Annotated in this window: 18 protein-coding genes; 11 read left to right on the forward strand and 7 right to left on the reverse strand. The window is 62.0% G+C overall.

The window, feature by feature from the left end:
• Positions 1 to 40: 40 nt before the first annotated feature.
• Complete coding sequence (locus AB7290_RS27010) at positions 41 to 1804, reverse strand: cache domain-containing protein (RefSeq protein ID WP_085404873.1); 1764 nt, start codon at positions 1802 to 1804, stop codon at positions 41 to 43.
• 464 nt (positions 1805 to 2268) lie between these two features.
• On the opposite strand from AB7290_RS27010, the gene AB7290_RS27015 reads away from it, so the two are divergent.
• From AB7290_RS27015 to AB7290_RS27025, 3 genes are all read left to right on the forward strand, one after another.
• The gene (locus AB7290_RS27015; protein WP_085404874.1) at positions 2269 to 3126 is read left to right on the forward strand and encodes a metal-dependent phosphohydrolase; all 858 of its coding nucleotides are present in this window, start codon (positions 2269 to 2271) and stop codon (positions 3124 to 3126) included.
• A gap of 688 nt (positions 3127 to 3814) precedes the next feature.
• Complete coding sequence (locus AB7290_RS27020) at positions 3815 to 5320, forward strand: sulfatase-like hydrolase/transferase (RefSeq protein ID WP_085404875.1); 1506 nt, start codon at positions 3815 to 3817, stop codon at positions 5318 to 5320.
• 229 nt (positions 5321 to 5549) lie between these two features.
• Positions 5550 to 8468 carry an amidohydrolase family protein gene (locus AB7290_RS27025; protein WP_161495926.1) on the forward strand — a complete coding sequence of 973 codons (2919 nt, stop codon included), beginning with the start codon at positions 5550 to 5552 and terminating at the stop codon, positions 8466 to 8468.
• Between the two features lie 137 nt (positions 8469 to 8605).
• Here the strand turns inward: AB7290_RS27025 and AB7290_RS27030 are convergent, their stop codons facing one another.
• Positions 8606 to 9016 carry a MarC family protein gene (locus AB7290_RS27030; protein ID WP_094184481.1) on the reverse strand — a complete coding sequence of 137 codons (411 nt, stop codon included), beginning with the start codon at positions 9014 to 9016 and terminating at the stop codon, positions 8606 to 8608.
• A gap of 444 nt (positions 9017 to 9460) precedes the next feature.
• Here AB7290_RS27030 and AB7290_RS27035 point away from each other — a divergent pair, with 444 nt between their 5' ends.
• Positions 9461 to 10531, forward strand: coding sequence for a SphA family protein (locus AB7290_RS27035; RefSeq protein WP_085404878.1), 1071 nt, complete (start codon positions 9461 to 9463; stop codon positions 10529 to 10531).
• A gap of 251 nt (positions 10532 to 10782) precedes the next feature.
• On the opposite strand, the gene AB7290_RS27040 is transcribed toward AB7290_RS27035, so the two are convergent.
• From AB7290_RS27040 to AB7290_RS27055, 4 genes are all read right to left on the reverse strand, one after another.
• Entirely contained in the window at positions 10783 to 11130 is a 348-nt protein-coding gene (locus tag AB7290_RS27040; protein ID WP_085404879.1) for a YunG family protein, read from the reverse strand.
• Positions 11131 to 11656: 526 nt separating this feature from the next.
• Positions 11657 to 12748 (reverse strand): TRAP transporter substrate-binding protein, encoded by a 1092-nt coding sequence (locus AB7290_RS27045; protein WP_014496209.1) that lies wholly within the window; start codon positions 12746 to 12748, stop codon positions 11657 to 11659.
• A gap of 193 nt (positions 12749 to 12941) precedes the next feature.
• On the reverse strand, positions 12942 to 14084 hold the full coding sequence (locus tag AB7290_RS27050) for an Mrp/NBP35 family ATP-binding protein (protein ID WP_085404880.1): 1143 nt from the start codon (positions 14082 to 14084) through the stop codon (positions 12942 to 12944).
• Between the two features lie 108 nt (positions 14085 to 14192).
• Positions 14193 to 14630, reverse strand: coding sequence for a VOC family protein (locus AB7290_RS27055; protein WP_063984035.1), 438 nt, complete (start codon positions 14628 to 14630; stop codon positions 14193 to 14195).
• A gap of 189 nt (positions 14631 to 14819) precedes the next feature.
• Between AB7290_RS27055 and AB7290_RS27060 the strand changes: the two genes are divergently transcribed.
• The 6 genes from AB7290_RS27060 to AB7290_RS27085 all read left to right on the forward strand — a co-directional run bounded on the left by AB7290_RS27060 (position 14820) and on the right by AB7290_RS27085 (position 20918).
• On the forward strand, positions 14820 to 15692 hold the full coding sequence (locus AB7290_RS27060) for an NAD(P)-dependent oxidoreductase (RefSeq protein WP_071915183.1): 873 nt from the start codon (positions 14820 to 14822) through the stop codon (positions 15690 to 15692).
• 22 nt (positions 15693 to 15714) lie between these two features.
• Positions 15715 to 16992 (forward strand): sodium:proton antiporter NhaD, encoded by a 1278-nt coding sequence (gene nhaD, locus AB7290_RS27065; RefSeq protein ID WP_071915184.1) that lies wholly within the window; start codon positions 15715 to 15717, stop codon positions 16990 to 16992.
• 137 nt (positions 16993 to 17129) lie between these two features.
• A complete protein-coding gene (locus AB7290_RS27070; RefSeq protein WP_085404881.1) occupies positions 17130 to 18725 on the forward strand; it encodes a sensor histidine kinase in 1596 nt (531 codons plus the stop codon).
• Between the two features lie 44 nt (positions 18726 to 18769).
• Positions 18770 to 18973 (forward strand): DUF1289 domain-containing protein, encoded by a 204-nt coding sequence (locus AB7290_RS27075; RefSeq protein ID WP_028146760.1) that lies wholly within the window; start codon positions 18770 to 18772, stop codon positions 18971 to 18973.
• Between the two features lie 28 nt (positions 18974 to 19001).
• On the forward strand, positions 19002 to 19541 hold the full coding sequence (locus tag AB7290_RS27080) for a TIGR02281 family clan AA aspartic protease (protein ID WP_085404882.1): 540 nt from the start codon (positions 19002 to 19004) through the stop codon (positions 19539 to 19541).
• 708 nt (positions 19542 to 20249) lie between these two features.
• A complete protein-coding gene (locus AB7290_RS27085) occupies positions 20250 to 20918 on the forward strand; it encodes an outer membrane protein (RefSeq protein WP_038943855.1) in 669 nt (222 codons plus the stop codon).
• 53 nt (positions 20919 to 20971) lie between these two features.
• Here AB7290_RS27085 and dusA read toward each other — a convergent pair whose 3' ends face one another.
• Positions 20972 to 21967, reverse strand: coding sequence for a tRNA dihydrouridine(20/20a) synthase DusA (dusA, locus tag AB7290_RS27090; RefSeq protein WP_085404883.1), 996 nt, complete (start codon positions 21965 to 21967; stop codon positions 20972 to 20974).
• A 134-nt stretch (positions 21968 to 22101) separates the two neighbouring features.
• On the opposite strand from dusA, the gene AB7290_RS27095 reads away from it, so the two are divergent.
• The gene (locus tag AB7290_RS27095; protein ID WP_085404943.1) at positions 22102 to 23229 is read left to right on the forward strand and encodes a site-specific integrase; all 1128 of its coding nucleotides are present in this window, start codon (positions 22102 to 22104) and stop codon (positions 23227 to 23229) included.
• Positions 23230 to 24567: the final 1338 nt, after the last annotated feature.

The following is a 24567-nucleotide window of genomic DNA, read 5'->3' on the forward strand; positions in this document are numbered from 1 at the left end:
GCCGTTTGCCGGAGCATAGCCCCGGATACGCGGACAGTCTCTAGCGGATTGTGCCGGGCATCCCGCGGCCACTCGGCTCGAGAGCCTCGAAGGATATTCCGAAGACTGGAATGGCTTCGTCAAATCCTTTGATCTCGCGGCCCCCGAGATCCTCAACGGGCCGCCTGCCATTGACGTCGGCGGCGACTTTGGCGTCGATCAGGATTTCCTTGTCTGCGGCAGATGCGCACAGCCGGGCCGCAAGATTCACGACGCTCCCAATGGCGGTGTAGTCGAGCCGGTCCTCGTATCCGATCCGGCCGACAGTCGCCGGCCCGCTGGCAAGGCCGATTCCAAAACCAACGTAGTAGCCACGCGACCGCCAGCCGGCGATGAGGGCTTGCACGTTCGTCTGCATGTCGACGGCGAGATCGATGGCTCTCAATGCAGGCTCTTCGACCGGGACAGGTGCGTTCACCAGCACCATCAGTCCGTCTCCGGAGAAATTGATCAGCGTTGCCTCGAATTTCGTGATGACCCTGCCAAGGCTTTCATAATATTCCGACAGTACGCTCATGACGTCCTCGGGCGCGGCGCCTGCTGAAAACGCGGTGAAGCCCCTCAAATCGCAGAAGACAACGACGACTTCCGTACGGCGGCCGTCCAGCACGCTGTCATCGCCGGCTCGATCGACGAGATCGGCGACCTGGGGAGCAAGGAACCGCTTGAGCTTGGCGATGCGCTCCTGGTGCTGCTGCGCCAGCGCCAGCTCGGACGCCATTCTGTTGAAACTGTTTGCAAGACGCTGGAACTCGTCCCCGGTGTGGATCGAAATGCGGTGGTCGAAGGACCCGGCACCAATCCTCTCCGTGCCCTCCTCGAGCAGCTTGATCGGCTCCGTCATCCGGTGCGCCAATGCATAGGCAAGTATCCCTGCGAGCATGGTGCTGATTGCGAGGAGCATTGCCGTCCGCCACAGGGCGGAATAGATCGGCGCGTAAGCTTCGGATAGCGGCTGCACGACCACGACTGTCCAGTCGGGGCCCTGTACGGGAGCAGCGCTGGCGGCAACATAGTGTCCTTGTGCGTCCCGGCTCGTTGCGAAGCCCGCTTTCGTCCCTATCGCGTCGCGCACGGCCCGAAATGGTTTGGAGGTCGCTTCCTCCGCCCCGCGGAGCACGAGGCTGATGTCGGGATGGGCGATCAGGCGACCCGATCGGTCCAGGACGAAGGCGGAGCCGGTCCTTCCGACCTTGATGGCCGAGATCACGTCCCAAATCAGCTTGAGGTTCACTTCGGCTATGACTGCGCCGACAGCCGGTCGGTTGCCGGCAATCCCGACCGTCAAGTACGGTTCGGAGCCTCGATTGTAGCTGACGTCGCTGAACCAGATCTGAGCTGCGCGGGCGCCAACCAAGGCGGGATCGGCTGATCGGCCCGTGCGGCTCTCGATACGATTGAGGCCGATCCGCGAGATGTAGAGACGCTCCAGGCCATTGCCGTCGAGGAGTGTAAGACTGACGATGGCGGGCGCTTGTCGAAGCAGGCGCAACGCGTCGGTCCGCCGGCGTTCGTCGAACTCGTCACTCCATGGAAGCTGAACCAGCCAGCCAAGCTGACTGGTGATGCCGTGGATGAAATCGTGTATTTCGGCGGCCGCGGATGCGGACTGGAGGCTAAGCCACTGGTCGAGCCTCGCGCGCTGATCGCGATAGCCGAACCACGCCTCAATGACGCCGTTGAATGCAAGTGGGATCGCGACAGCCACGAAAAGCGCGAACAGATATTTATGAAAAAGGCCGCGAAACCGATCCTGAGGAATCATGATCCGGTCTCCTGATAATCACATAAATACAATGACCCAGAATAACATGTCGCTCCGCCGTGGGGTGGGGTTCATTCGAACCCGAGCGTACCGGTGCACCCTTCGCGCTTTCTAGGGCGGACCAGCCACGCGGTCCGGCGACAAATTGGCGCCATGGCTGAATTGTCCGCCGATGTCAGCCTCCGGCTGACTGGCCTTCGCGCCGCACGCCGGCTTTTGACCGCCCTGAACGGGCGTTGCTGCCGGGCAGACGTAGCATGCGCCGCAGCCACGTTGATCTAGGTCAAGCATCACCCCCGCCTTTGGCCTCACGTCATGTTCAGCCCATTTCAGGCGGCGACGTCGCCTTTCAGTTCGCTGGCGCCCGGCAATTTCCAGCTCGGCGTCGCATTCTTCCAGTGGCCTCCTCTCCCTCCTGATCCTGCAGCAGGCTTACTGGGGGTTCGTCGACGAGGACCTTGCTCATGATAACAATTCCAGAACTGACGTCCCAGGCGCTCGGTGCGTTCCTCATCTCGGAGACAAAAGGCCGCTTCGGCTCATCGCATGCCAGCTTGCCGGAATTGCTCCCTTACGCGGCGAAGCTGGCCCTGGAATGTATCGGCAACAGCGATGCATTGTATCACAACGTGGAGCACACCCTGTTGGTCACGCTGGTGGGGCACGACATCCTGATCGGCCGCTCACTTCTGAGGCAAACCACGGCCAGCGATTACGCTCACTTTATCCTGGCCTGTCTGATCCACGACATCGGCTACGTTCGGGGCGTCATCTACGGAGACCAGGAGGGCGCCTATGTCGTTGATGGTACCGGCCGAACGGTTGAGTTGCCGGTCGGCTCCTCCGATGCAGCGCTTGCGCCCTATCACGTCGATCGCTCAAAATTGTTCGCGGTGGAGCGCCTCGACGCAGTCGACCAGATCGACGCCGCGCGCGTTGCCCAAGCCATCGAATATACCCGCTTTCCCTATACAGACGCACCAACGAGCGAACTCAAGGATGATCTGGACGAGGAAGAAGGTTTGTTGCTGCGCGCTGCTGATCTGATCGGCCAGCTCGGCGATCCGAACTACATGAAGAAATCAAATGCGCTCTTCTATGAATTCGAAGAGATAGGGCTCAACAAATCGCTCGGATACGCCACACCCGCGGACGTGGTGCACAAATATCCGCAGTTCTACTGGACCAAGGTCGCACCGCAAGTCCAGACGGCGATCCGTTATCTGAACGTAACGTCGAGCGGAAGACAATGGATCAGCAGCCTGTATGGCAATGTCTTCCGCGCCGAGCGAGAGGTTAGACTATCTGGCCCGCAGTTGTAGATCGGTGGTCTTGAACGGATTCGAGGCCCCGGTTTTGGAGCTTGAATCACGTCTCGGGCAGCGTCACCAACCCGCAATGGCCGGTCGCGGTCCTGCTAATGCTCTGAACTTACTTCCGCTTGCGGCGGCATTGTCGGACTTGCTACTGGCCGAGGCCCGTCGCGAATGACCCGCAGCCGACGTTTCGGGCCCGTGAGCGGAAGGTTGATCTAGATCAACAGAAGCGTTGCGGCGTTGTGTCTGGGGTACGCGTCCACAGGGTTCTGACATCTCCATGACGGAGCTTGCAATGACCCGTACCCGTGACATCTCCAAATCAGAAAGCGCGCGCAGGCGCGAACAACTGATGCCACGGCAAATCCGGCCGGGTGTCCCCTCTTCGGGGCCCGGCCGGACATTTGTGCACAAAATCACGTAACTGCATCTCTCGTTACCCGAAGCCTAACGATGGAGGCTGGGAATGGGCAGAGACCTATCCGTTAATTTGCTGGCATTGTTTTTGGCTGTGACGGGGCCTGCTCCGACATCCGCACAACAACCCCAAAAGCCAAACGTTGTTTTCATTCTCGCCGATAATGTCGGCTACGGCAAAGGCGGCTCGCGTCTGTATGCGCCAAACTCCTGATGGGTACGCTTATCGAGCACGCCCGCTCGTGTTGCATTGTCTAAATGATCACGGAGGTCTCCAATGGCATCGGAACCAACGTTCACCCGACGCGATTTCGGTCTTGCTGGACTGGCTATTGCTGGACTGGCTTTAGGAGCGATGGCGCTCCCTTCTGTCGCGCCCGCCCAGGCTCAGCAGAAGCCGAACATCGTCTTCATCCTGGTCGACAACACTGGCTGGGGCGACTGGAGCTGCTATGGCGGCACGACGCCCACGCCGCGCATCGACAAGCTCGCGAACGAGGGCATTCGTTTCAACAACTACAACGTCGAGGTCCAATGCACACCCACGCGCTCCGCAATCATGACCGGACGCATGCCGGTCCGCTCAGGGACCTACGCCGTAACGCTTGGAGTTCCCTACGGCCTGGCACCCTGGGAATACACCATAGCCAACCTTCTATCCGACGCAGGATACGCTACGGCGTTGTATGGCAAATGGCACCTCGGCGATATTCAAGGGCGTCTGCCGAACGACAAAGGCTTCGACGAATGGTGGGGTATCCCGAACACTTGGGACGAAGCCGCGTACACGGAATATCCGACATACAACGCCCTGGTGAAGCAGATGCTCGCCGAGCATAAGGGGCCGGAGCCGCTCGACATTCCTCCCCACATCCTGGAGGGTCGCAAGGGCGAGCCGTCCAGGATAGCGATGGCCCTGGATGAGAACGTCCGTCCCGTCGTGGATGAGAAATACCTTGTCCCCAAGACGATCGACTTCATCAAGCGGAATGCGGCCGCGAAGAAGCCGTTCTTCGTTTACCTAGGCTACTCGGAAATGCATCAGCCCGTCATGGCGAATCCGAACTTCAAAGACAAGCCTGGCGGGCTCTACTCCCAAGTCATCGGCGAAATGGATTTCCGCGTCGGGCAAGTCCTCGATGCGATCAAGGAAGCGGGCATCGACGACAACACCATTGTGATTCTCAGCAGCGACAACGGACCTTACGGTCCGGTATTGGCGGGCGGGGCTGGAGGCTCGAGCGGGTCTTGGCGGGGAAGCTTCTTCATTCCGCCATGGGAGGGAAGCCATCGGACCGCTGGGATGATTCGCTGGCCAGGCAAGGTGCCGGCCGGAGTCGTCACCGACGAGATGCTGGCCGCGACGGACTGGCTACCGACGCTTGCGGCGATCGTGGGCGCATCGAACCTGGTGCCGAAGGATCGGCCGATCGACGGCATCGATGCCTCAGCGTTCATGCTGGGTAAAAGCCAAACCACCGGTCGCGATTACTACATGTTCTTTGGACCCGACGCCAAGCTCATGTCCCTCAAGTGGAAAAACTTCAAGACGATCCTCCGCTATTCCAAGGGAATCGATGAGCCCATCGTCGAGCCGCAGGCGCCGATGACGTACGATCTGAGCAGCGATCCGCAGGAGATGTATAACCTCTTCGCCACCGTCCAGACGAACGGTTGGATATTTCTGCCCTTGTACCGCGAAATCGCCAAGTACGAGGAGAGCGTGAAGCAATACCCGAACCTCAAGGTGGGCGAAGATTTCAAGGGCTATGGGAGGAAATGAGGGCGATCGAACGTACAGCAAGGGAGGATCACAAATGTGCCAATGGTGCTTGTGCTCGAACCTTTCGCGGCCGTCGAGAAGGCGTTTTTTGGCTTCGATTGGCGCATCGGCTGCTGCTGTTACCCTCGCGGGACCAGCCGCTTTCAGCGCCTCTGCCGTAGCACAAGATGTCAAAGATCCCCCAACGCGGTCGATCACAATCTCAACCAAAGAGGTTACGGATCCCGACGTGGCGGTTTCGCCTGACGGGCGCTGGCTGGTCTTCACCGCGCTGGGTCACCTGTTTCAGCTGCCGACCACGGGTGGTGCGGCGAAGCAGCTGACTTTCGGCCCGTACTACGATTCAGCGCCGGCGATCTCGCCCGACGGAACGAGCGTGGCGTTCATTTCCGACCGGGAGACCCTAAGCCAGGGCAACGTCTTCGTCCTCGATATCGCGAGCGGCCGAATCCGCCGGCTAACCAACGAATTCTGGGCCGACCGGCCGGCATGGTCGCCCGACGGCAAGAGCATTGCCTTTCTCAGCTATGAGCTGCTCGGACCCACGGGCGATTACTGGTTTGTCGTCCCTAAAGGGCTGAGGAGTCAGGTTCGACGGGTCGGCGTCGCGGACGGCAAGGTCGCGGTGTTGTCGGAACCCGGCTTTGCGCGGGCCGTCGCGTTTCTCACCGACGGTCGCCCGGTCTGGTCGGAGGTCGAGCTCGATAGCGAAAAGGAACCCGCCGTGAGCCGGCTCGCAGTGGCGACCCAGGCGGGCCCGCCGACGACCGCGCTCATGGTTGAAGGCGTGGTGGACCGGATCGGCGCCGATCCCGGCGGCCTCTATCTCCGACTCTACGAGGTCGCGTCTCCACTGAAGAACCTTTTTCCGCAGCGTGAACGACTGGCTTATCTGCCGCTGGGTCGGGGCCGCGCTGACCAGACGGTGACCGGCCTGTTGAGCGGGCCGGAACGTTCGGCGCAGGGAGTCGAGGACCGCGGCGAGGGCGCGCGCGTTTATCCAGCGCAACTTTCGAATCCGATGCCGCGACCGGCGTTTGGCGTCGCCAACGGCTCCATCTACCTCGGCGACCGAGGCAAGCTGTGGCGTGTAGACGCAGCCACCGGCAAGCGCGACGAGATCGCCTTCTCGGCGGAGATCACCTTCGACTTCTTGCCGGGATCGCCGCCGCCCGCTTACACAAATCGAAATCCCGCCTCGCCCACGAGCATCCTCACTCCTCGCCTCGCTCCGGACGGCGCAAGCGTGATCTTCACTGCCGGCGGCTTCCTGTGGCGGCAGACGTTTGCCGGAGGCGAGACCCGGCGGCTGCTCGACACCGGCGGCTTCGAGTGGGGTCCGGCGGCCCTCTCGCCTGACGGCAAGAAGCTCGCCTATCAATTGAGCGAAGGGGCCGACCAGCAGCTTCGAGTCGTGGACCTCGCGACCGGCCGAAACCAGGTGCTGATCTCTCAACCTCGCACCGGGCGCTACCAGCCCGCCTGGAGCCCGGACGGCACCCGGCTCGTTTACGCATACTACGAGCACCGGGCGCACGGGCCGAAGGTGCCGTGCGTTTACCTCGCGGATCTCGCCAGCGGCAAACGCCGCAAGCTGGCGGACGGAAATCCCCGTTGGACGCCTTCCCCACACTTCTCGGGCGACGGGAAGTCGGTCTATTTCACTGCCGATGGACAAGTGCATCGCTACCCGATCGAGACACCCGGCGCCGGCCAACCGATCACCGAGTTCACGGAGTTCGCGGCGGACGCGCAGGTTTCACCGGACGGCAAGCGGCTCGCCTTCCGCCGCAACGACGAGATCTGGATGGCGCCGCTCGGGGCGCATCGCGTTAGGCAGGACGAGACGTTCCGGCTTTCCCCGAGGGGCGGACACAATTTCGCCTTCACGCCTGACGGTGCCTCGCTCGTCTACTCGAGCGGGGCCGACGTGTGGCTCCATCCTCTTAAGGATGGCGGACAGAAACAAATCCCTATCCAGCTCAAATTCTCGACAGAACCTCCACCACCGGTACTGCTCCGCAACGTGCGTGTCCTGGATTTCAAGGTTGGTGGCTTCACTGAGGGCACGTCGCTTCTGGTCGAGGACGGCCGGATCCAGTGGATCGGAAGCGAGGCGGGCCACACGCTACCGGCAAACCTGAACGTGGTGGACGGCGGCGGACGGTTCGCCATTCCCGGCCTGTTCGACGTGCACACGCACACCGCAACCCCCATCCATCCCCAATCGGCTCGCGACGTCAGCCATATGGAGCTCTGGATCGCGTACGGGGTCACCTCGGTGGGAGACATGGGCAGCGACCTGAGCACGCTCAACGCCTGGGCGGATCGCCGCACGGCCTTCGGGGCGCCCGTGCCGCGAATCTTTTCGTACGGCAGCATGATCGAGGCGATGCCCTTCATCTTTGGCGGCTCCGCCTTCATCGCCTCCGACGAGCAGGCGCGAGAGGTCGTGCGCGTGGAGAAAGGAGAAGGCGCCGTCGGCTTGAAGTCCTATTTCACCTTGCCGTGGTCGTTGCATCACGCGATAGCTCGCGCAGCGGTCCAGGAGGGGCTGCCCGTCCGAGCCCACGCGTTCGCCCGGGAGGAAGCGATCCGGGGAGTCCTCCTCGGCCACGAGGGCGTGGAACACATGCTTTCCGTCAACATGTACTACGACGATATCCTGAAGCTTTTCGCCGCGGCGGGGACGCGTTGGACGCCGACCTTGCCGGTCATGTTCGCGTTTATCCCCGAAGCCGCGCCGGTCCGGACCGCCATGATCGATACGGTAAAGCGCGCCTATAGAAATGGCGTGCAGCTCCTTCCCGGTACGGACTCACTGAATCTCCGGGATGAGTACGGCCAGGCGGTCCATGCCGAGCTCCAGAATTTCGCGCAGGCGGGAATCCCGCCGCTCGAAGTGCTGCGCATCGCGACCCAGCACAGCGCCGCGATGGTGGGTGCGGACAAGCTCCTGGGCAGCCTGGAGCCGGGCAAGCTGGCGGATATCGTGCTGCTCGAGGGCAACCCCCTGGACAACATTGCGAACACGCTGACGGTGTGGAGGGTGCTCCTCGGCGGCAGGGTGTTCGAAGAACCTCAGCCGCTAACCGCAAACGGCGGCGAAGATGTAAGCACCTCGGATGATCCGCATTCGGGTCATTGATGCGACCTCGGCGGGCGCTTCTCGGGCGCCATGCCGTGCGTACGCATACACAATTCGTCTTTCGCACCCTTCACCGGACCAAGGGCCAGCGCGGCCTCGATGGGTTGGAGACATGCTTGAGAGGGTTGGTGCGGCGGCTACGCTACAGCCGGGCGGCGACACCTGGAACTAAATCGACGATGAAGGTGGCGGACATGGGCAGTGACATCGGCACGCTTGGAGCCCTGATCCACGCCGCCAGACGGAATCACGCCACCGGAAGGCGACGGTGAAAATAGCTCAAACCCGATCTTCATCAGGATAATTCCGCCGACGATACGGACCATGCTCAGCGGTACGCCGAACAAGCGCAGGATCAGCGTTCCGAAGATCAGAAAAAAGAGAGACAGCAGCAGCGCATAGAGGCAGGCTTTCCAAGCCACCTGGCGATGGGTGGCTGCGTCCCGGCCTTCCAGCATCTTCAGATAGACCGGCAGGACCTCGAAGGGATTTATGATCGCGAGCAATGTCGCAAACGTGCCCACGAACAACGAGAGTTCATGACCCATCGACCTTATTCCTCTCGCGGCGACATCATCGCGCTCGGGCTCAAATCGCGGACGGGGCCGCTGCTCACCCAGCCGGCGTATGCGCGCGAGACGAAAGTGCTCGGCGGCCAGGTGTCGTTCGGGACTCGGGTTCGGCTACAGTATACAGGATTTCAAGCAGGCTAAGGAGACGTTGGATGCCGCGCTATGCATGTTAGGCAAAATAGCAAGCGCTTTGTCGGGCAACTTGGCATTGACGCAATTCATGCAGCTCGACGGGCGGACGCATTAGGATCCGTAGCTGTGGTGCACGAGACACAGTCTCGTAGCAAAAAGCAACCGAGGAAAGATTTGCCGATTTTCGCGTAGACGAGCCGGTGCGTGCGCGCTTTCCTACCCGTGCGCCCGCACACCCGGGTGTCCTTTGGCATCATGGCCGGTGGGACACGAAAGGGAGGACGGCAGATGCAGCGTAGTAGATCGTGGCCGAGTCCTGGTTCTTGGCAGCAGCTGGGTGTCTGCGCGCTTGCCGTCTTCCTAACGCTATTCGCTCAATGTGCCAGGGCCGATGAAAGCGGCGTTTCGTTCTGGATTCCCGGCCAGTTTGGCAGCCTTGCAGCCGTCCCGACGACGCCTGGCAGGTCGCTGGGGACAGTCTACTACCACACGTCGGTAGCCGCATCCGGCGGCGTCGCCGCCGCCAGGGAAATTCAGATCGGCCGCTTTGCGCCGACCGTCAATGTCAGCCTGAACGCGAACCTCAATTCGCCAGCCGATCTCGTATTCTTGTCGCCGACCTACACCTTTGCCACGCCAGTGTTGGGCGGCCAATTCTCGGCCGGGGTGACAGGAATATTCGGCAGGGTCGAGACGAGCATCGCGGGCACGCTGACGACCGCGGTCGGCCCGACCGCGGTGCAGCGCACGGGCACCATATCAGACTCGCTCACATCGGTGGGTGATCTCTATCCGATGCTGACGCTCAAGTGGAATAATGGCGTCAACAACTGGATGACTTACCTGACCGGAGATATTCCGGTCGGAGCCTATGATCCGAACCGGCTCTCCAACCTCGGGATTGGTCACGGCGCAATCGATGGTGGTGGAGGTTACACCTATCTCAATTCAGTGACGGGGCACGAATTTTCCGCAGTGGCCGGCTTCACCTACAACTTCAAGAACCCGGACACGCAATATCAAAGCGGAATCGATTTCCATCTCGACTGGGGTGCGTCGCAGTTCCTCTCAAAGCAGTTTTTTGTGGACCTCGTCGGCTATGCCTATCAGCAGGTGACTGCAGATTCCGGTCAACACCCAATTCTGGGACCTTTCAAATCCCGTGTTCTCGGGATCGGGCCCCAAGCGGGCTACATTTTTCCGATTGGAAAGATGCAGGGATATTTGAACCTGAAGGGCTACGGCGAATTCGATGCGGCAAACAGGCCGTCGGGGTGGAATACCTGGCTGACGTTCGCGATCTCGGAGGCGCCGCCTGAAAGTACGGTGACGCCGACCAGGCATCGGGTGACCAAGTGAGCGGCCATTGACCTGAACCCGACTGCCGGCTTGGGGGGTCACAGAAGTCGAACGCCGCAGCATCGCAGTTGCAGCGCGTGATTGCGGCGAGCCGGGTTACCCGAATGACCCGGGCAAAAGGTCCCCGCACATCGAGAGAGAGGGCGACTTCCGTTTCTGGTCCATCGCGTCATTTCGCTCCGATGCGGAATTTGATCGCTACCGGGGCATAGCGGACTCTCGCGAGCCGTCAGCTCGGCCGACTTATGAGTTCAGGGCCTAGTACGGCGCCGCAGAAAAGCGGCTCTGAGTTCGGCCAGTTGGTTGCTCGTTGCTCCCAGCTCTGCGTCGGCTCGATCTGCGAGCAAGTCGACGTAGGCAATCGGCTGATCGAACTGGTTCGCTGTGAAGTCGTACCGCCGTCCTTCGATCCGATTGTAGAAATGATCGCCCGCCGGCAGAGGCGTCTTCAGCAGCTCGCCGCCGAAGAGTTCGTGAACGAGCAGCGCCGTGACGTTGCACTGCCCTGCAGCCGGATTGTTCGGCGTCCATTGGCTGGAAGTCGACAGCGACCATGCCTTGCGCAGCGCGCTTTGAACTTCATCGGGATCGAAGCTCATCGTCACCTCACGGGATCGGCACCGAAGCGCCAATTTCGGATTATACGATGTTAGCTTTTTGCCACTGTTTTGCCCGACGTGTCAAACGGGTTCGTTGCTGGGTCGAGCCCCAACTCCATCCACCCGTCATTGCGAGCGTAGCGACTTGTCCGCCGAAGCCTCGGCGAAGGCGGAAGTAATCCAGCACCCCTCCGCGGTCACGGCCTGGATTGCTTCGTCGCATGGGCTCTGCGCAATGACGATGCGGGAACGGACGCCGCGGCAAATGACGATGTCATTCCAGATGCAGCGATCAGGCAAAATCGCCGCGTTGACCCCGGCTGCGCCGACGATTGCTCCTTCCTGCTGATTTGCCCCGACGCGTCAAGCTGTTGGCAGCATCCAGAGGGCAACCTGCCCTCATCGCGCTTCTACTGTGCATGGGGTTGTTTTTCATATTTTTGTTTGGGCGGCCGCTGGCGGCAAAAGAAAAAGCCCGGCTTCGCGAACGAGGCCGGGCTCTGTCGTCTTGCGACGTTTCGAAAGATCAGCCGCGGGTGCGCGAGCGGATCATGAAGCTGTCGTAGGTGTATTCGGCGACCTGCCACCACAGATATTCGTCGGAGCGGTAGGCCTGCATGGCGTCGATCGACTTCTTGAAGTCGGGGTTCTTGGCCGAGATCTCGCCCCACAGCTCGTTGGTCGACTTGAGGCAGGCCTCGAGCACTTCGTTGGTGAAGGGACGAAGCTGGGTGCCGCCGGCGACCAGACGCTTCAGCGCCGCCGGGTTCTGCATGTCGTAGCGCGCGGCCATCCAGCTGTTGGCGTTGGCCATCGCGTTGGTGAGGATCGCCTGGTAGTTCTTCGGCAGCGAATTCCACTTGTCCAGGTTGGTGAAGGCGTGGACGGTCGGACCGCCTTCCCAGAAGCCGGGATAGTAGTAGTACTTGGCGACCTTGGCGAAGCCGAGCTTCTCGTCATCGTAGGGGCCGACCCACTCGGCGGCGTCGATGGTGCCCTTCTCGAGTGCCGGATAGATGTCGCCGCCGGCGAGCTGCTGCGGCACGACGCCGACCTTCTGAAGCACCTGGCCGGCGATGCCGCCGATGCGCATCTTGAGGCCGGAGAGGTCCGCAACGGTCTTGATCTCCTTGCGGAACCAGCCGCCCATTTGGGTGCCGGTGTTGCCGCAGGGCTGACCGATCACGTTCGACTTCTTGAAGAACTCGTTGCCGAGTTGCTCGCCGCCGCCCTGGTACCACCAGGAGTTCTGCTGGCGCGCGTTGAGGCCGAACGGCACCGAGGCGTAGATCGCCCAGGTCGGGTCCTTGCCGACATAGTAGTAGGAGACGGTGTGGCACATCTCGACCGTGCCGTTCGAGGTCGCATCGAGCGCCTGGAGGCCGGGGACGATTTCGCCGGCGGCGAACACCTGGATCTGGAATTTGTTGTCGGTCATCTCGGCGACGTACTTCGCCAGCTGCTCGCCACCGCCATAGATGGTGTCGAGCGACTTCGGGAAGCTCGACGTCAGGCGCCACTTGATCTCGGGCATGGACTGAGCGATCGCCGGCGAGGCCACCGCGGCGGTCGCCGCCGCGCCTGCTGCCGACACTTTCAGGAAATCACGACGCTTCATCTTCAGGTCTCTCCTTGTTGGGGCGTTTCCCCTAAACTTCTTCGTTGTCGCCGCTCGTTCCGGCGACGCGTTTTTGTCGCGTCGAACCGAAGGGGCTTGACTGCCGTGGCCTTTAACACGGAAGCCCCGCTTTCGGAACGCGACAATGGCATGACGGGGCTCTACGAAAGTCGCATGTCCCCAAAAGACCGGCTCAGGCCGCGGCGATAACGCCTTTGAGCTGGTCCCGGACCTGCCCCGCAATGGCGCGATAGATCGCCGCATGAGGGCCGTCCGGCTCGCTGTCGACCACGGGATTTCCGGCATCCGAGGTGGCGCGAATCGCCATGTGCAGGGGGATCTCGCCCAGGAACGGTACCCCGAGCTTCTCGGCCTCGTGGCGCGCGCCGCCATGGCCGAAAATATCCGATTTCGTGCCGCAATGCGGGCACTGGAAGTAGCTCATGTTCTCGACGATGCCGAGAACGGGCACGTTGACCTTCCTGAACATCGCAAGCCCCCGCCTTGCATCGATCAGGGACAGGTCCTGCGGGGTCGAGACGATCACGGCGCCCTTGAGCGGTACATTCTGCGCCAGCGTGAGCTGGGCATCGCCGGTGCCCGGCGGCATGTCGACCACGAGCACGTCGAGGCTCCCCCATGCGACGTCGCGCAGCATCTGCGTCACCGCCGACATCACCATCGGACCTCGCCAGATCATCGCGGTCTCTTCCTCCACCAGGAAGCCGATCGACATGATGGCGAGGCCGAAACGCTTGAGCGGAATCATCTTGCGCTCGCCGTCCAGCGCCGGCTTCTCGTGCAGGCCCGTCAGCCGCGGCACCGAGGGGCCGTAGATGTCGGCATCGAGCAGCCCGACCCTGAGGCCGAGGTCGCGCAGGCCCAGCGCCAGGTTGAGCGCGGTGGTCGACTTGCCGACGCCGCCCTTGCCCGAGGCAACCGCGATCACGGCAGCGACACCCGGAATCTCGGACTGGCGAGCCATCGGCGATTGGGCGCCGCCCTGCGGCGGTGGCTTGTGGGCGTGGACCGGCTGCACGCCCGGCGTGCCCCGGCTCGGCGTTGGCGGCGGAGGCGGTGCGGCGCCCGGCTTGCGCTCGGCGGTCAGCGCCACCATCACGGTGGTGGCGCCGGGAATGGCGCGCACGGCGGCTTCGGCTTCGGCCCGGACGGATTCCCAGGCCCGCGCCTCGGCGGCATCGACGTTGATCGAGAAGAACACCTTGCCGTCGGCCGCGCTGATCGCGCTCAGCACATTGGCATTGGTGAGCGCGACCCCGCGGGGCGACTTGATCCTGGCGAGGCTGTCGAGAACCTGTTGCTGCGTCACGCTCAAAGCGCATCTCCTGAACAGAGCATGATCCGGAAAAGTGTGGAGCGGCTTTCCGATCAGATCACGCTCAAGGCTTGAGGATGCCCCATTAGAGCGGAAACGGCCAAAAGGCTACTGCTTGCCGATATCGTCTGCCATCTCCGCGGGGGCAGCCCCCTGCTCCGCAGCGGCCTCGTAATTGAGCTCGATCATGACCCCGTTGGGGTCGTGGACGAAGATCTGCCAGAGGTCGCCGCCGGGCACCTGGCGGGAGTCGAATTTCATGCCCTTGGACGTCAACCGCTGCTTCATGCCGTCGAACCCGCGGCTGACGAAGGCGACATGATGGACAACGCCGGAATCCGGCTTTTGTGGCTCCGAGGTCGGGGAAATATCGACGAGGTGCACCACCGCCTTGCCCTCGCTGTACATCCAGGCCCCCGGGAAGGCGAAATCGGGCCGGGCGCCTTTTTCCAGGCCCAGCACGTCCTCGTAGAAGCGGACCGTCTCGGCCAGATTCCGGGTCCGGATGTTGAAATGATCGAGGACACCAACGCTCACGCCGCCCATGCTTTTCGCTCCCTTTTTTATGTAGGACCTTAAGTCCCGCCATCCTAGCACAGGCGGCTGCCAAACGAAGCCGTTGCCCTCTGGCCTCAAGGGTTTATGGTGCGCTCCTAATCCGCCCTCATAGCGGAACCAGGCGCCCCCTCGCCCGGCAAAAACCGTAAAACCCAAACTACGGACAAGGTACCACACATGGCTAAAGTCGCTTTCCTCGGTCTCGGCGTGATGGGCTTCCCCATGGCCGGACACCTCGTGAAAAAAGGGGGCCATGAGGTCACCGTCTACAACCGCACCGCGGCCAAGGCGAAGGAATGGGCGGACAAGTTCGGCGGCAAGACGGCTGCGACCCCGAAGGCGGCAGCCGAAGGCCAGGATTTCGTGATGTGCTGCGTCGGCAACGACAACGATCTGCGCGCGGTCGCGATCGGCCCCGACGGCGCGTTCGCCGGCATGAAGAAGGGCGCGACCTTCGTCGACCACACCACCGCCTCCGCCGAAGTCGCCCGCGAGCTCGATGCGGCGGCCACCAAGGCCGGCTTCAAATTCATCGACGCTCCCGTTTCCGGCGGCCAGGCCGGCGCCGAGAACGGCGTGCTGACGGTGATGTGCGGCGGCGCGCAGGACGCCTATTCCGGCGCCGAGCCGGTCATCACAGGCGCCTATGCGCGGATGTGCAAGCTGCTCGGGCCCGCCGGCTCCGGCCAGTTGACCAAGATGGTCAACCAGATCTGCATCGCGGGTCTGGTCCAGGGCCTCTCCGAGGGTATCCACTTCGCCAAGAAGAGTGGCCTCGACGTCGCAGCCGTGATCGAGACCATCTCGAAAGGAGCCGCGCAGTCCTGGCAGATGGAGAACCGCTACAAGACCATGAACGAGGACAAGTACGATTTCGGCTTCGCGGTCGAATGGATGCGCAAGGACCTCTCGATCTCGCTGGCCGAAGCCCGCCGCAACGGCGCCAATCTGCCGGTGACCGCGCTGGTCGACCAGTTCTACGCCGAGGTCGAGAAGATGGGCGGCAAGCGCTGGGATACGTCGAGCCTGCTCGCGCGCCTGAACCGCTGACACCTGACGAACTGATCCCGCCTTGCTGATCGCGATCGCCGTCATCTTCGTTCTGGCCTATGCGGCGATCGCGCTCGAACACCCGCTCCGGATCAGCAAGAGTGCCACGGCGCTGATCGGCGCCGGGCTGCTCTGGGCGATCTACGCGGCCACGATCGGCGACCACGCCATGGTCGGCCGGCAGATCGACGAATCCGTCGTTTCCACCGCGCAGATCGTGTTCTTCCTGATCGGCGCGATGACCATCGTCGAGGTGATCGACGCCCACGACGGTTTCGAGGTCATCACCTCCCGCATCAGCACGACGAGCCAGGTCCGCCTGATGTGGCTGATCGGCTTCGTGACCTTCTTCCTCAGCGCGATCCTGGACAATCTGACCACCACCATCGTGATGGTCTCGCTGATCCAGCGGCTGATCGCCAGGCGCGACGACCGCCTGCTGTTCGCCTCCCTCATCGTCATCGCCGCCAATGCCGGCGGCGCCTGGACCGTGATCGGCGACGTCACCACGACCATGCTGTGGATCGGCGGGCAGATCACGCCGCTGAAGATCATGGGTTCGGTGTTCCTCCCCTCGCTGGTCAATCTGCTCGTGCCGCTCGCCTTCATCAGCCTTCTGGTGAAGGGCAAGACCATCGCACCGCCGCCCAAGGACGACGGAGTTCAGCTCGTCGGGTCGTTCGAGCGCAACCTGATGTTCTATCTCGGGCTCGGCGTATTGATCGCCGTGCCCGCCTTCAAGGCGGTCACGCATCTGCCGCCCTTCATGGGCGTGCTGCTCGGGCTCGGCATCGTCTGGCTGGTCGGCGAGGTCGTTCACCGCGACAAGGACGAGCATGTTCGCCGTCCGCTGACGCTCGCGCATGCGCTGACGCGGATCGACATGAGCTCGATCGTGTTCTTCCTCGGCATTCTGCTGGCGGTCGCCTGCCTCGAACATGCGGGCCTCCTGTCGATGCTGGCGCGCTGGCTGGAGGCGACGATTGGCCGCCAGGACGTCATCGTCGTCGTGCTCGGCCTGCTCAGCGCCGTCATCGACAACGTGCCGCTGGTGGCGGCGACCATGGGCATGTACGACCTCGGCCACTACCCGACCGACAGCTTCCTCTGGGAGTTCATCGCCTATTGCGCCGGCACCGGGGGCTCGATCCTGATCATCGGCTCGGCCGCAGGCGTCGCCGCCATGGGGCTCGAGCGGATCGAGTTCCTCTGGTACGCTCGCCGCATCGCCATCCCCGCGCTCGCGGGCTATCTGGCGGGCGCGGTGGTCTACGTCGCCCAGCATGCGGCACTGCACTGACCGGCACTGCGCGCGTTCAAAATTAACGCCGGGTTAACGTAATTCTTTAGCTCCTTAAGTCACCTCTTAAGGATTTCTTGCCAGAGATAGACAATGCAGAAGGCCCGCCTTTGCGCAGGCAGGAATGTTGTTGTTCGATGAGTAAACCCGCTGAAAAGCCAGAGGTCGTACAGCTTCCGGCCGAGCCGGTGAGCGCGCCATCGGCGAGCAGCCGACGGGCTGCGTCGCAGCGGGTACGCGAGGCGCGCGACAAGTTAACGTCGACCAGCGGAACCCGGCCGGCTTTCGACGCCGAGATGCTGCGCCAATATGCCCAGACGCGGCTGTCGGCCTCCTATGTCGTGATGCTGCTGGTGGTCGCTACCGGCGTGCTGTTCGGGCTGTGGATGCAGCCGATCCCGGCCGCGGCCTGGACCGCCGGCATGCTCTGCATCCACGCCGCGATGATCCGCAGCTGCCACCGTTTCCTGGCAGAGGGCTCCTCGCCCGCGGCGACGCGCACATGGCGGACGCACTTCGTCGTGCTCGACCTGCTCTATGGCCTGTGCTGGATGGCGATCCTGATCCATCCCGTGCTCGACATGGTCACGGAAACGCTGATGATGTTCCTGATGCTGCTGGTGATCGCGGTGTCGAGTATGCTGGCCGCCAATCTGCCGATCGCCGCCCTCGCAGCCACGGCGCCGGTCGCGGTCGCAATGGCGCTGAGCTTTGCAATCACCGGCGCGCTCGACAATTACATCCTAGCGGCGCTCGCGCTCGCAGCCGAAGGCTATTTCGTGCTGCTGGCGCACCGCCTGCACTCCTCGACCTTCGCCACGCTCGAGGCACGCGCCGAGAAGGACGCGCTGATCGGCGAGCTCGAACAGGCCAAGGCGATCTCGGACGAAGCGCGCCACCGCGCCGAATCCGCCAACGTCGCAAAATCGCGCTTCCTCGCGCAGATGAGTCACGAGCTGCGCACGCCGCTGAACGCGATCCTCGGCTTCTCCGAGGTGATGAAGAGCGAAATTTTTGGCGCGCACGCGGTGCCGGTCTACAAGGAATATTCCGCCGACATCCATAATTCCGGCGTGCACCTGCTCAACCTCATCAACGAGATCCTCGATCTGTCGCGGATCGAGGCTGGCCGTTACGAGCTCAACGAGGAAGCGGTGTCGCTGGTCGGCATCGTCGCCGACTGCCATCATTTGATGAAGCTGCGCGCCTCGAGCCGCGGCATCACCATCCATGAGGTGTTCGAGCAGGCCATGCCGCGGCTCTGGGCCGACGAGCGGGCGATCCGCCAGGTCGTGCTCAACCTGCTCTCCAACTCGATCAAGTTCACCCCGCAAGGCGGCGAGATCTGGCTCAAAGCCGGCTGGACCGCCTCGGGCGGGCAATATCTCTCGGTGAGGGATTCCGGCTCCGGCATCCCCGAGGACGAGATCCCGATCGTGCTCGCCTCGTTCGGCCAGGGCTCCAACTCGATCAAGTCGGCCGAACAGGGCGCAGGGCTCGGCCTGCCCATCGCCAAGAACCTGATCGACCTGCATGGCGGCACATTCACCCTGAAATCGAAGCTGCGCATCGGCACCGAGGTGATCGTCACCTTCCCGCCGGAGCGCGTGATGAGTGCGCTGGCGCCGATGTCGGACGATTCTCCGCCGCTCCAGCCGGACAGTTCCTCGGTGCCCGACGAGAAGCGCCGGCCGCGCCACAAGCCGATCATGAGCGCTGGTACGGGCTCTTAACGAGATGCTTGCAGACATGCCCGACGATCCCCCACTATGGCCACATGAGCAAAGAAACGCCGTGCGTCGCCGTCTGCATGATCGATCCCAAGACGAGGCTGTGCTTCGGCTGCGGCCGGACCTTGCCGGAGATCGCGCGCTGGCACGCCATGGAGAGCACGGAACGGCTCGCGGTGATGGCGCTGTTGCCCGCACGCATGGCGGATGCGGGTTTGCAGCCGATCGCGGGATCGCCGAAACGCGCCTGACCGCCCTGCGTCGCCTCGGAGGCGCGCAATGATCCGCTTCCTGCTCGTTCTCGTCATGCTCGCCGGCACGGCCGGTGCCGTCGTCGCCTATGGCGATCCCGACCGGATCGTGCGCGCGAGCAACAAGGTCTCGCACATGTTTCGCGCGCAGATCGCCTCCCCGGCCCCGGCCGTGCAGATCCAGCGCGGCCAGGGCGGCGAATTCGCACTGCGTGCGAAGATCAACGGCGTCGCCGCACCGATGGTGATCGATACCGGCGCGACCTCCGTGGTGCTGACCTGGGAAACCGCAAAAGCGATCGGACTGCCGCTCGAGATGCTCGAATACGACGTCGATCTCGAAACCGCAGGTGGCCACACCAAGGCAGCCCGCCTTACGCTCGACCGTCTCTCAGTCGGCCACCTCGTCGAAAAGTCGGTGCCGGCCCTCGTCGTGCCGCGCGGGCAGATGAAGACCAATCTGCTTGGCATGAGCTTCCTCGACCGCCTGGAGAGCTGGGGTGTGCGCGCCGACAAGCTGATGCTCACAGGCTACCCGGAATTGCCCGATCGCCGCGCGCTCCGATAATCCGCTTCGCTGCGCGCCTCATGCGCACGATCAAGGCCCAATCAGCCGGGACTGCCTGAGCCGCACAACGCGATCGGCGTTTGTCAAATCGCCCTTGGCCGCTCTGGCGCCGGTCAAACTGATGGAGCCGCTCCATCCCGGCACATCCTGCGCCGACGCATTGCGCGGAACGAAGAATATCGAGACGCTCACCAGGATCACTATGCCATGAAAATTGGCATCGCTGGTCCCTCATCAAATCGACCCACATGAAGGGTCCGAGCCCAACGTCTCCGACGCGAAAACAACCGCGAACGTCACCGCATGAAATGCTGCGAGAGCCGAGGGATCGTCGGACGAGTAAATAACAGAGCAATAAACAATCTTAGATTGTAGAGCGCATCTTGTCTAAAGCTTTATTGTCGCGACCCTCTCGATCCACCCATCATTGCGATGTCGAGTATGCGCCACGCCAGAGGCATGTCGCCTCGTCATCATGACGGACAGCGGCCGATCTGGCGCCTCGTAAGGCCACCTTTGCGCCAGCGCGCTGCGCAACATCGGCGCGGCTGCCGGCCAACCGCCTAACCCGAGCCCCCGCGAACAATCCATCGATGTGGCATTTCCTCTATTTACAAACCGCCTAGTCGGTTTATAACAATCCCATTCCCGGATCGGGGTTGGACAAGGCTGCTCCGTGAGGTGCGGCCAAGTGGGAGATTGAGAGTCATGACTGCCAGAGCCGCCTTACGCCGCACGATGCGCGCCCTGCCCTTTGCCGCGGTGTTCGCCGCGAGCAGCGCCTGCGCTGCCGACCTGTCGCCCCGCTACGCCGCGCCCTCCTCCGCCTACACGGCGCCGCAGCCGGTGTATTCGTGGACGGGTCTCTATGCGGGCTTCAACGCCGGCTACGCAGAGAGCGGCGACGACGCGTTCAATAATCTCGTCGGCATCAGCGGCGGCAAGGTCAAGGGCGCCGTTGGCGGCGTGCAGATTGGCTACAACTACCAGCTCTCGCCGATGTTCGTGGTCGGCATCGAGAATGACTTCGAGGGCGGCGACATCAAGAACCACGACGCGCTCAACAGCGCCGCGGTGAGCATCCCCTGGTACATGACCGGCCGCGCCCGCGCCGGCATCGCGACGATGGATTCACGGCTGCTGTTCTTCGGGACCGCGGGTCTTGCCACCGGCGAGTTGAAGGACGGGCCGATCAACAAGATGAAGATGGGCTGGACCGCGGGCGGCGGCGTCGAATGGGCGTTCCTGCCGAAATGGTCGGCCAAGGCCGAATATCTCTACACCGAGTTCAAGCACGACGATCTGCCGGACTGGAACGCCGCCAAATTCCACACCTTCCGCGTCGGCGTGAACTATCATTTCGATTTGCTCCGCTGAGACGGATCGACGAGGAGCCGGATTTTCACGATCCGGCTCTTCACCCGTTTGGGCTAGGCCGCGGCCTCCGCCGGAGCGCGCGCACCGACACGCGCGATCGCATCGCGCAGCACGTCCACACCGGCGCCCGGCTTCACCCCCTGCTCGGCAAGATGCCGGCGGAAGGCGCGCGCGCCGGGCACGGCGTGGAACGCCCCGACGAAATGCCGCGTGATCGCATGCAGCCGCGTGCTCCGCGCGAGCTGCTGCTCGATATAGGGCATCATCGCTTCGAGCGCGTCCTGCATCGTCGCATGCGGCGCCGCTCCGCCGAAGATGTCTCGATCGACGGAGAGCAGCCGCCATGGCTCCTGATAGGCGGCGCGGCCGAGCATCACGCCGTCGACGTGCTCGAGATGCGCTTTCGCCTCGTCGATACCGGGGATTCCGCCGTTGATGATGATGGGCACATCAGGCATCGCGCGCTTGAGGCGATAGACGCGGTCATAGTCGAGCGGCGGGATGTCGCGGTTCTCCTTCGGCGACAGACCGTTGAGCCAGGCCTTGCGGGCATGCACGATCAGCGCATCGCAGCCTGAGGCGACCACTCCGCGCGCAAGCGTATCGAGCGCGACCTCCGGATCCTGATCGTCGATGCCGATGCGGCATTTGACGGTGACGGGAATGGAAACCGCGCCCTTCATCGCGTCGACACATCGCGCCACAAGTTCCGGCTCCGCCATGAGGCAGGCTCCAAAGCGGCCATCCTTCACACGATCCGACGGGCAGCCGACATTGAGGTTGATCTCGTCATAGCCGAACTCTTCGCCGATCCGCGCGGCCTGGGCGAGCTCGCGCGGATCCGACCCGCCAAGCTGAAGCGCCACCGGATGCTCGACCGCGTCGAACCCGAGCAGCCGCTCCCGGTCGCCATGAATGATGGCGCCGGTCGTCAACATCTCCGTATAGAGCAGCGCCCGCCGCGTCAGATGGCGATGGAACACCCGACAGCGGCTATCGGTCCAGTCCATCATCGGCGCCACAGAAAAGCGATAGTGTTGCGATTTCAATTATTTACCTTATGCTTCAACAGGATGAAACATGAACGTGTGCACTCCAAACTAGTCGAAATTGCACACGTTTGTACCCGCTTTGACCTCTTAGTGCACACGTAGCGCACACGATTTGGGGAGTGCACACGACCGTGGCCAGCTTCACTCAGTTGCCGTCCGGAAACTGGCGCGTCCAAGTACGCCGCAAGAACCGCTACGTGGCAGAGACCTTTCGTCGGCGCAAGGACGGTGAGGAATGGGCGCTCGATATGGAGTGCAATATTGATCGTAGCGGGTCGCCGAAGCCCCGCGCCGCGGTAAGAGCGAAAACCTTTGGCGATATTATCGATCTCCATGTCGAAGGCATGCTCGAGGTTGGCCGCCCTCCCCGTAGATCCAAGGCAGCCGTCATGGAGGCACTGAAGGAGGACCTTGGATCAACGAAGCTTCCTCGGCTCAACCGCGAACGGTTGATCGAATATGGCCGCAAGCGAGCGAAGGAAGGTGCAGGACCAGCTACGCTTGCGATCGACATGTCCTTCATCGGAACCGTGGCAACTCACGCAGCTGCCGTTCACGGCATCGAGGTTTCTGCCGAAGAGGTTCGCCTGGCACGCGTGGCGTTGAAGTATTTAGGTCTCGTTGGAAAGTCCGATGAGCGAGACCGGCGACCAACTCAGGATGAGCTTGACGAGCTCATTGAATACTTCGAATCCAATAATCGGCAAGCCATCCCAATGGGCCGCATCGTCCGATACGCGGTCGCAACGACCATGAGGCAGGAGGAGATTTGCCGGCCCGACTGGCCGGACGTCGACATGAAGAAGCGGATCATATTGATACGAGACCGCAAAGATCCGAGGGAAAAGGATGGCAACGACCAACAAGTGCCACTCCTGAACCTCACAGGCTATGACGCCTGGGAGCTCCTGCTCCAGCAGCGGATCATCACCAGGGGTCTGGGTCGAGTATTCCCGTACAATCACCGTTCAGTGAGCGCGGCATTCACGCGCGCTTGCGACAAGCTGAAGATCGAAGATCTCCATTTCCATGACCTGCGGCACGAAGGCACTAGCCGCCTCTTCGAAGCAGGATTGACGATCGAGAAAGTAGCGCTTGTAACCGGTCATAAAGATTGGCGTACGCTACGGCGATACACAAAGCTAAAACCCGAAGAGCTTCATAAGCTGCAAACCGTGCCTCAGCCGTCACTGGAAGAATTCATGGAAGCGCTTGACGCAGGGACGTCGCATAGCTTCCCTAGCGCCCGTTGTGATTGAAGAACCTTCGATGGCGACTTTCCATCTGGGCAAACCAAACACTATTTTTTGTCGCCTCGCGTTGACACGTCACATACTCATTGATGCGAGTATCGCAACGGTATTCGCTTGTCCGACCGATAAGTTTTCCGACCAAAGCTTATCAGTCAACTAACCGAGCCCCACTCTTTGGGCCTTTACTCTCAATCGATGTCACCTTTGGCACTGGCACCGGACATTGCGCGCGGCCGTGATCGCGACGCTTATTTTCGATTCCGCGACGCCGTCGCCTCTAAATGTCTCACGACGATCATTTCGCACATTGCCACTCGCTTTATACGAGTATCACGTTTTAATCTACGCGTTACTACCTCCGGTTAGTAAGAACTGCTGACCAGGTTTCATGCGTTCGTTGATCCCTTTTTGGCAATCACCTGCCCGCGATATCGTCGCGACATGACGAACAGGTCCATCGCAGCGAAAATCTTAACGTCTCGGATTGCGGAACCCGGGCCTACAAACATAAGCGGAGCGGATTAATCTCATCACTGACTGCGTCGGGTGCTCCGTCTCGGGCCGCATTATGCGCCTGTTGGACGCGCGCCAGGCCCTGATAGATCAACTGCCTGATCTTCAGCTCGCGTTCGTGAGCTTGCCTGGCGGCGGCGCGAGCAGTGTCCGCGTGGCGCTCGGTTCCGAAATAGTAGCCGGTCACGGTCCCCAGGAGTCCGAGAGCCAGAGAAAGGATTTCTTTCTGACGATCAAAGGTATCCGCCGTTGTCTTGGCCCCACAATAAACATCCCAGAGGAGAAGTAGAGCGAGGCCCACGATTAGCAGACTGATCACTGTCGTGACGAGTTCGCGAAGAATCTCGCTCTAGTTCTGGCACCTACAAGTACGGACAATCCCGTTCGGGGCTGGCACGGCATCATTCGATGCATTTGGCGGGACCGACATAGTTCCTCCTTGTCGCAAGATGAACGCGGCGGGGTTAGTTCACTTCATCGGACATTTGCGCTGCCCGATCGAACCGTTGAATCATACCATCCGCAATACCCGTATCGGTTGCATATCCACTAATCTACCCGAGTGAGGCGGCGCGTTTGCGTGTTGCTCGAGACGAGGTTCACACGCAGCCGCATTCACACGTGTTGCTGCTGTTGCCCCAGGGAAAAGGAGACTGGCCGGCGAAGTGTCGAGGCTCACTTCTTCATTTGTGATGGAGCCATTCTCGGAATTGGAGTATAGTCGAACGATTTCGCCGACTGCGAGAATTCAAGATAATTGCAGGAACGGCAGCGCTCCTCACAAAATCATGCTGCAGTTCGGACGATTGCGAACTCAGCTGCGGTAGGAAG

This window comes from Bradyrhizobium sp. 613_E4_N2_2 (assembly GCF_052075995.1).
GTDB lineage: Bacteria > Pseudomonadota > Alphaproteobacteria > Rhizobiales > Xanthobacteraceae > Bradyrhizobium > Bradyrhizobium barranii.

Excerpts from the sequence above, each read along its gene's own strand:
- AB7290_RS27010 (WP_085404873.1), bottom strand. The coding sequence starts at position 1,804 with ATGATTCCTCAGGATCGGTTTCGCGGCCTTTTTCATAAATATCTGTTC.
- AB7290_RS27015 (WP_085404874.1), top strand. The coding sequence starts at position 2,269 with ATGATAACAATTCCAGAACTGACGTCCCAGGCGCTCGGTGCGTTCCTC.
- AB7290_RS27020 (WP_085404875.1), top strand. The coding sequence starts at position 3,815 with ATGGCATCGGAACCAACGTTCACCCGACGCGATTTCGGTCTTGCTGGA.
- AB7290_RS27030 (WP_094184481.1), bottom strand. The coding sequence starts at position 9,016 with ATGGGTCATGAACTCTCGTTGTTCGTGGGCACGTTTGCGACATTGCTC.
- AB7290_RS27035 (WP_085404878.1), top strand. The coding sequence starts at position 9,461 with ATGCAGCGTAGTAGATCGTGGCCGAGTCCTGGTTCTTGGCAGCAGCTG.
- AB7290_RS27040 (WP_085404879.1), bottom strand. The coding sequence starts at position 11,130 with ATGAGCTTCGATCCCGATGAAGTTCAAAGCGCGCTGCGCAAGGCATGG.
- AB7290_RS27045 (WP_014496209.1), bottom strand. The coding sequence starts at position 12,748 with ATGAAGCGTCGTGATTTCCTGAAAGTGTCGGCAGCAGGCGCGGCGGCG.
- AB7290_RS27055 (WP_063984035.1), bottom strand. The coding sequence starts at position 14,630 with ATGGGCGGCGTGAGCGTTGGTGTCCTCGATCATTTCAACATCCGGACC.
- AB7290_RS27060 (WP_071915183.1), top strand. The coding sequence starts at position 14,820 with ATGGCTAAAGTCGCTTTCCTCGGTCTCGGCGTGATGGGCTTCCCCATG.
- AB7290_RS27070 (WP_085404881.1), top strand. The coding sequence starts at position 17,130 with ATGAGTAAACCCGCTGAAAAGCCAGAGGTCGTACAGCTTCCGGCCGAG.
- AB7290_RS27075 (WP_028146760.1), top strand. The coding sequence starts at position 18,770 with ATGAGCAAAGAAACGCCGTGCGTCGCCGTCTGCATGATCGATCCCAAG.
- AB7290_RS27080 (WP_085404882.1), top strand. The coding sequence starts at position 19,002 with ATGATCCGCTTCCTGCTCGTTCTCGTCATGCTCGCCGGCACGGCCGGT.
- AB7290_RS27085 (WP_038943855.1), top strand. The coding sequence starts at position 20,250 with ATGACTGCCAGAGCCGCCTTACGCCGCACGATGCGCGCCCTGCCCTTT.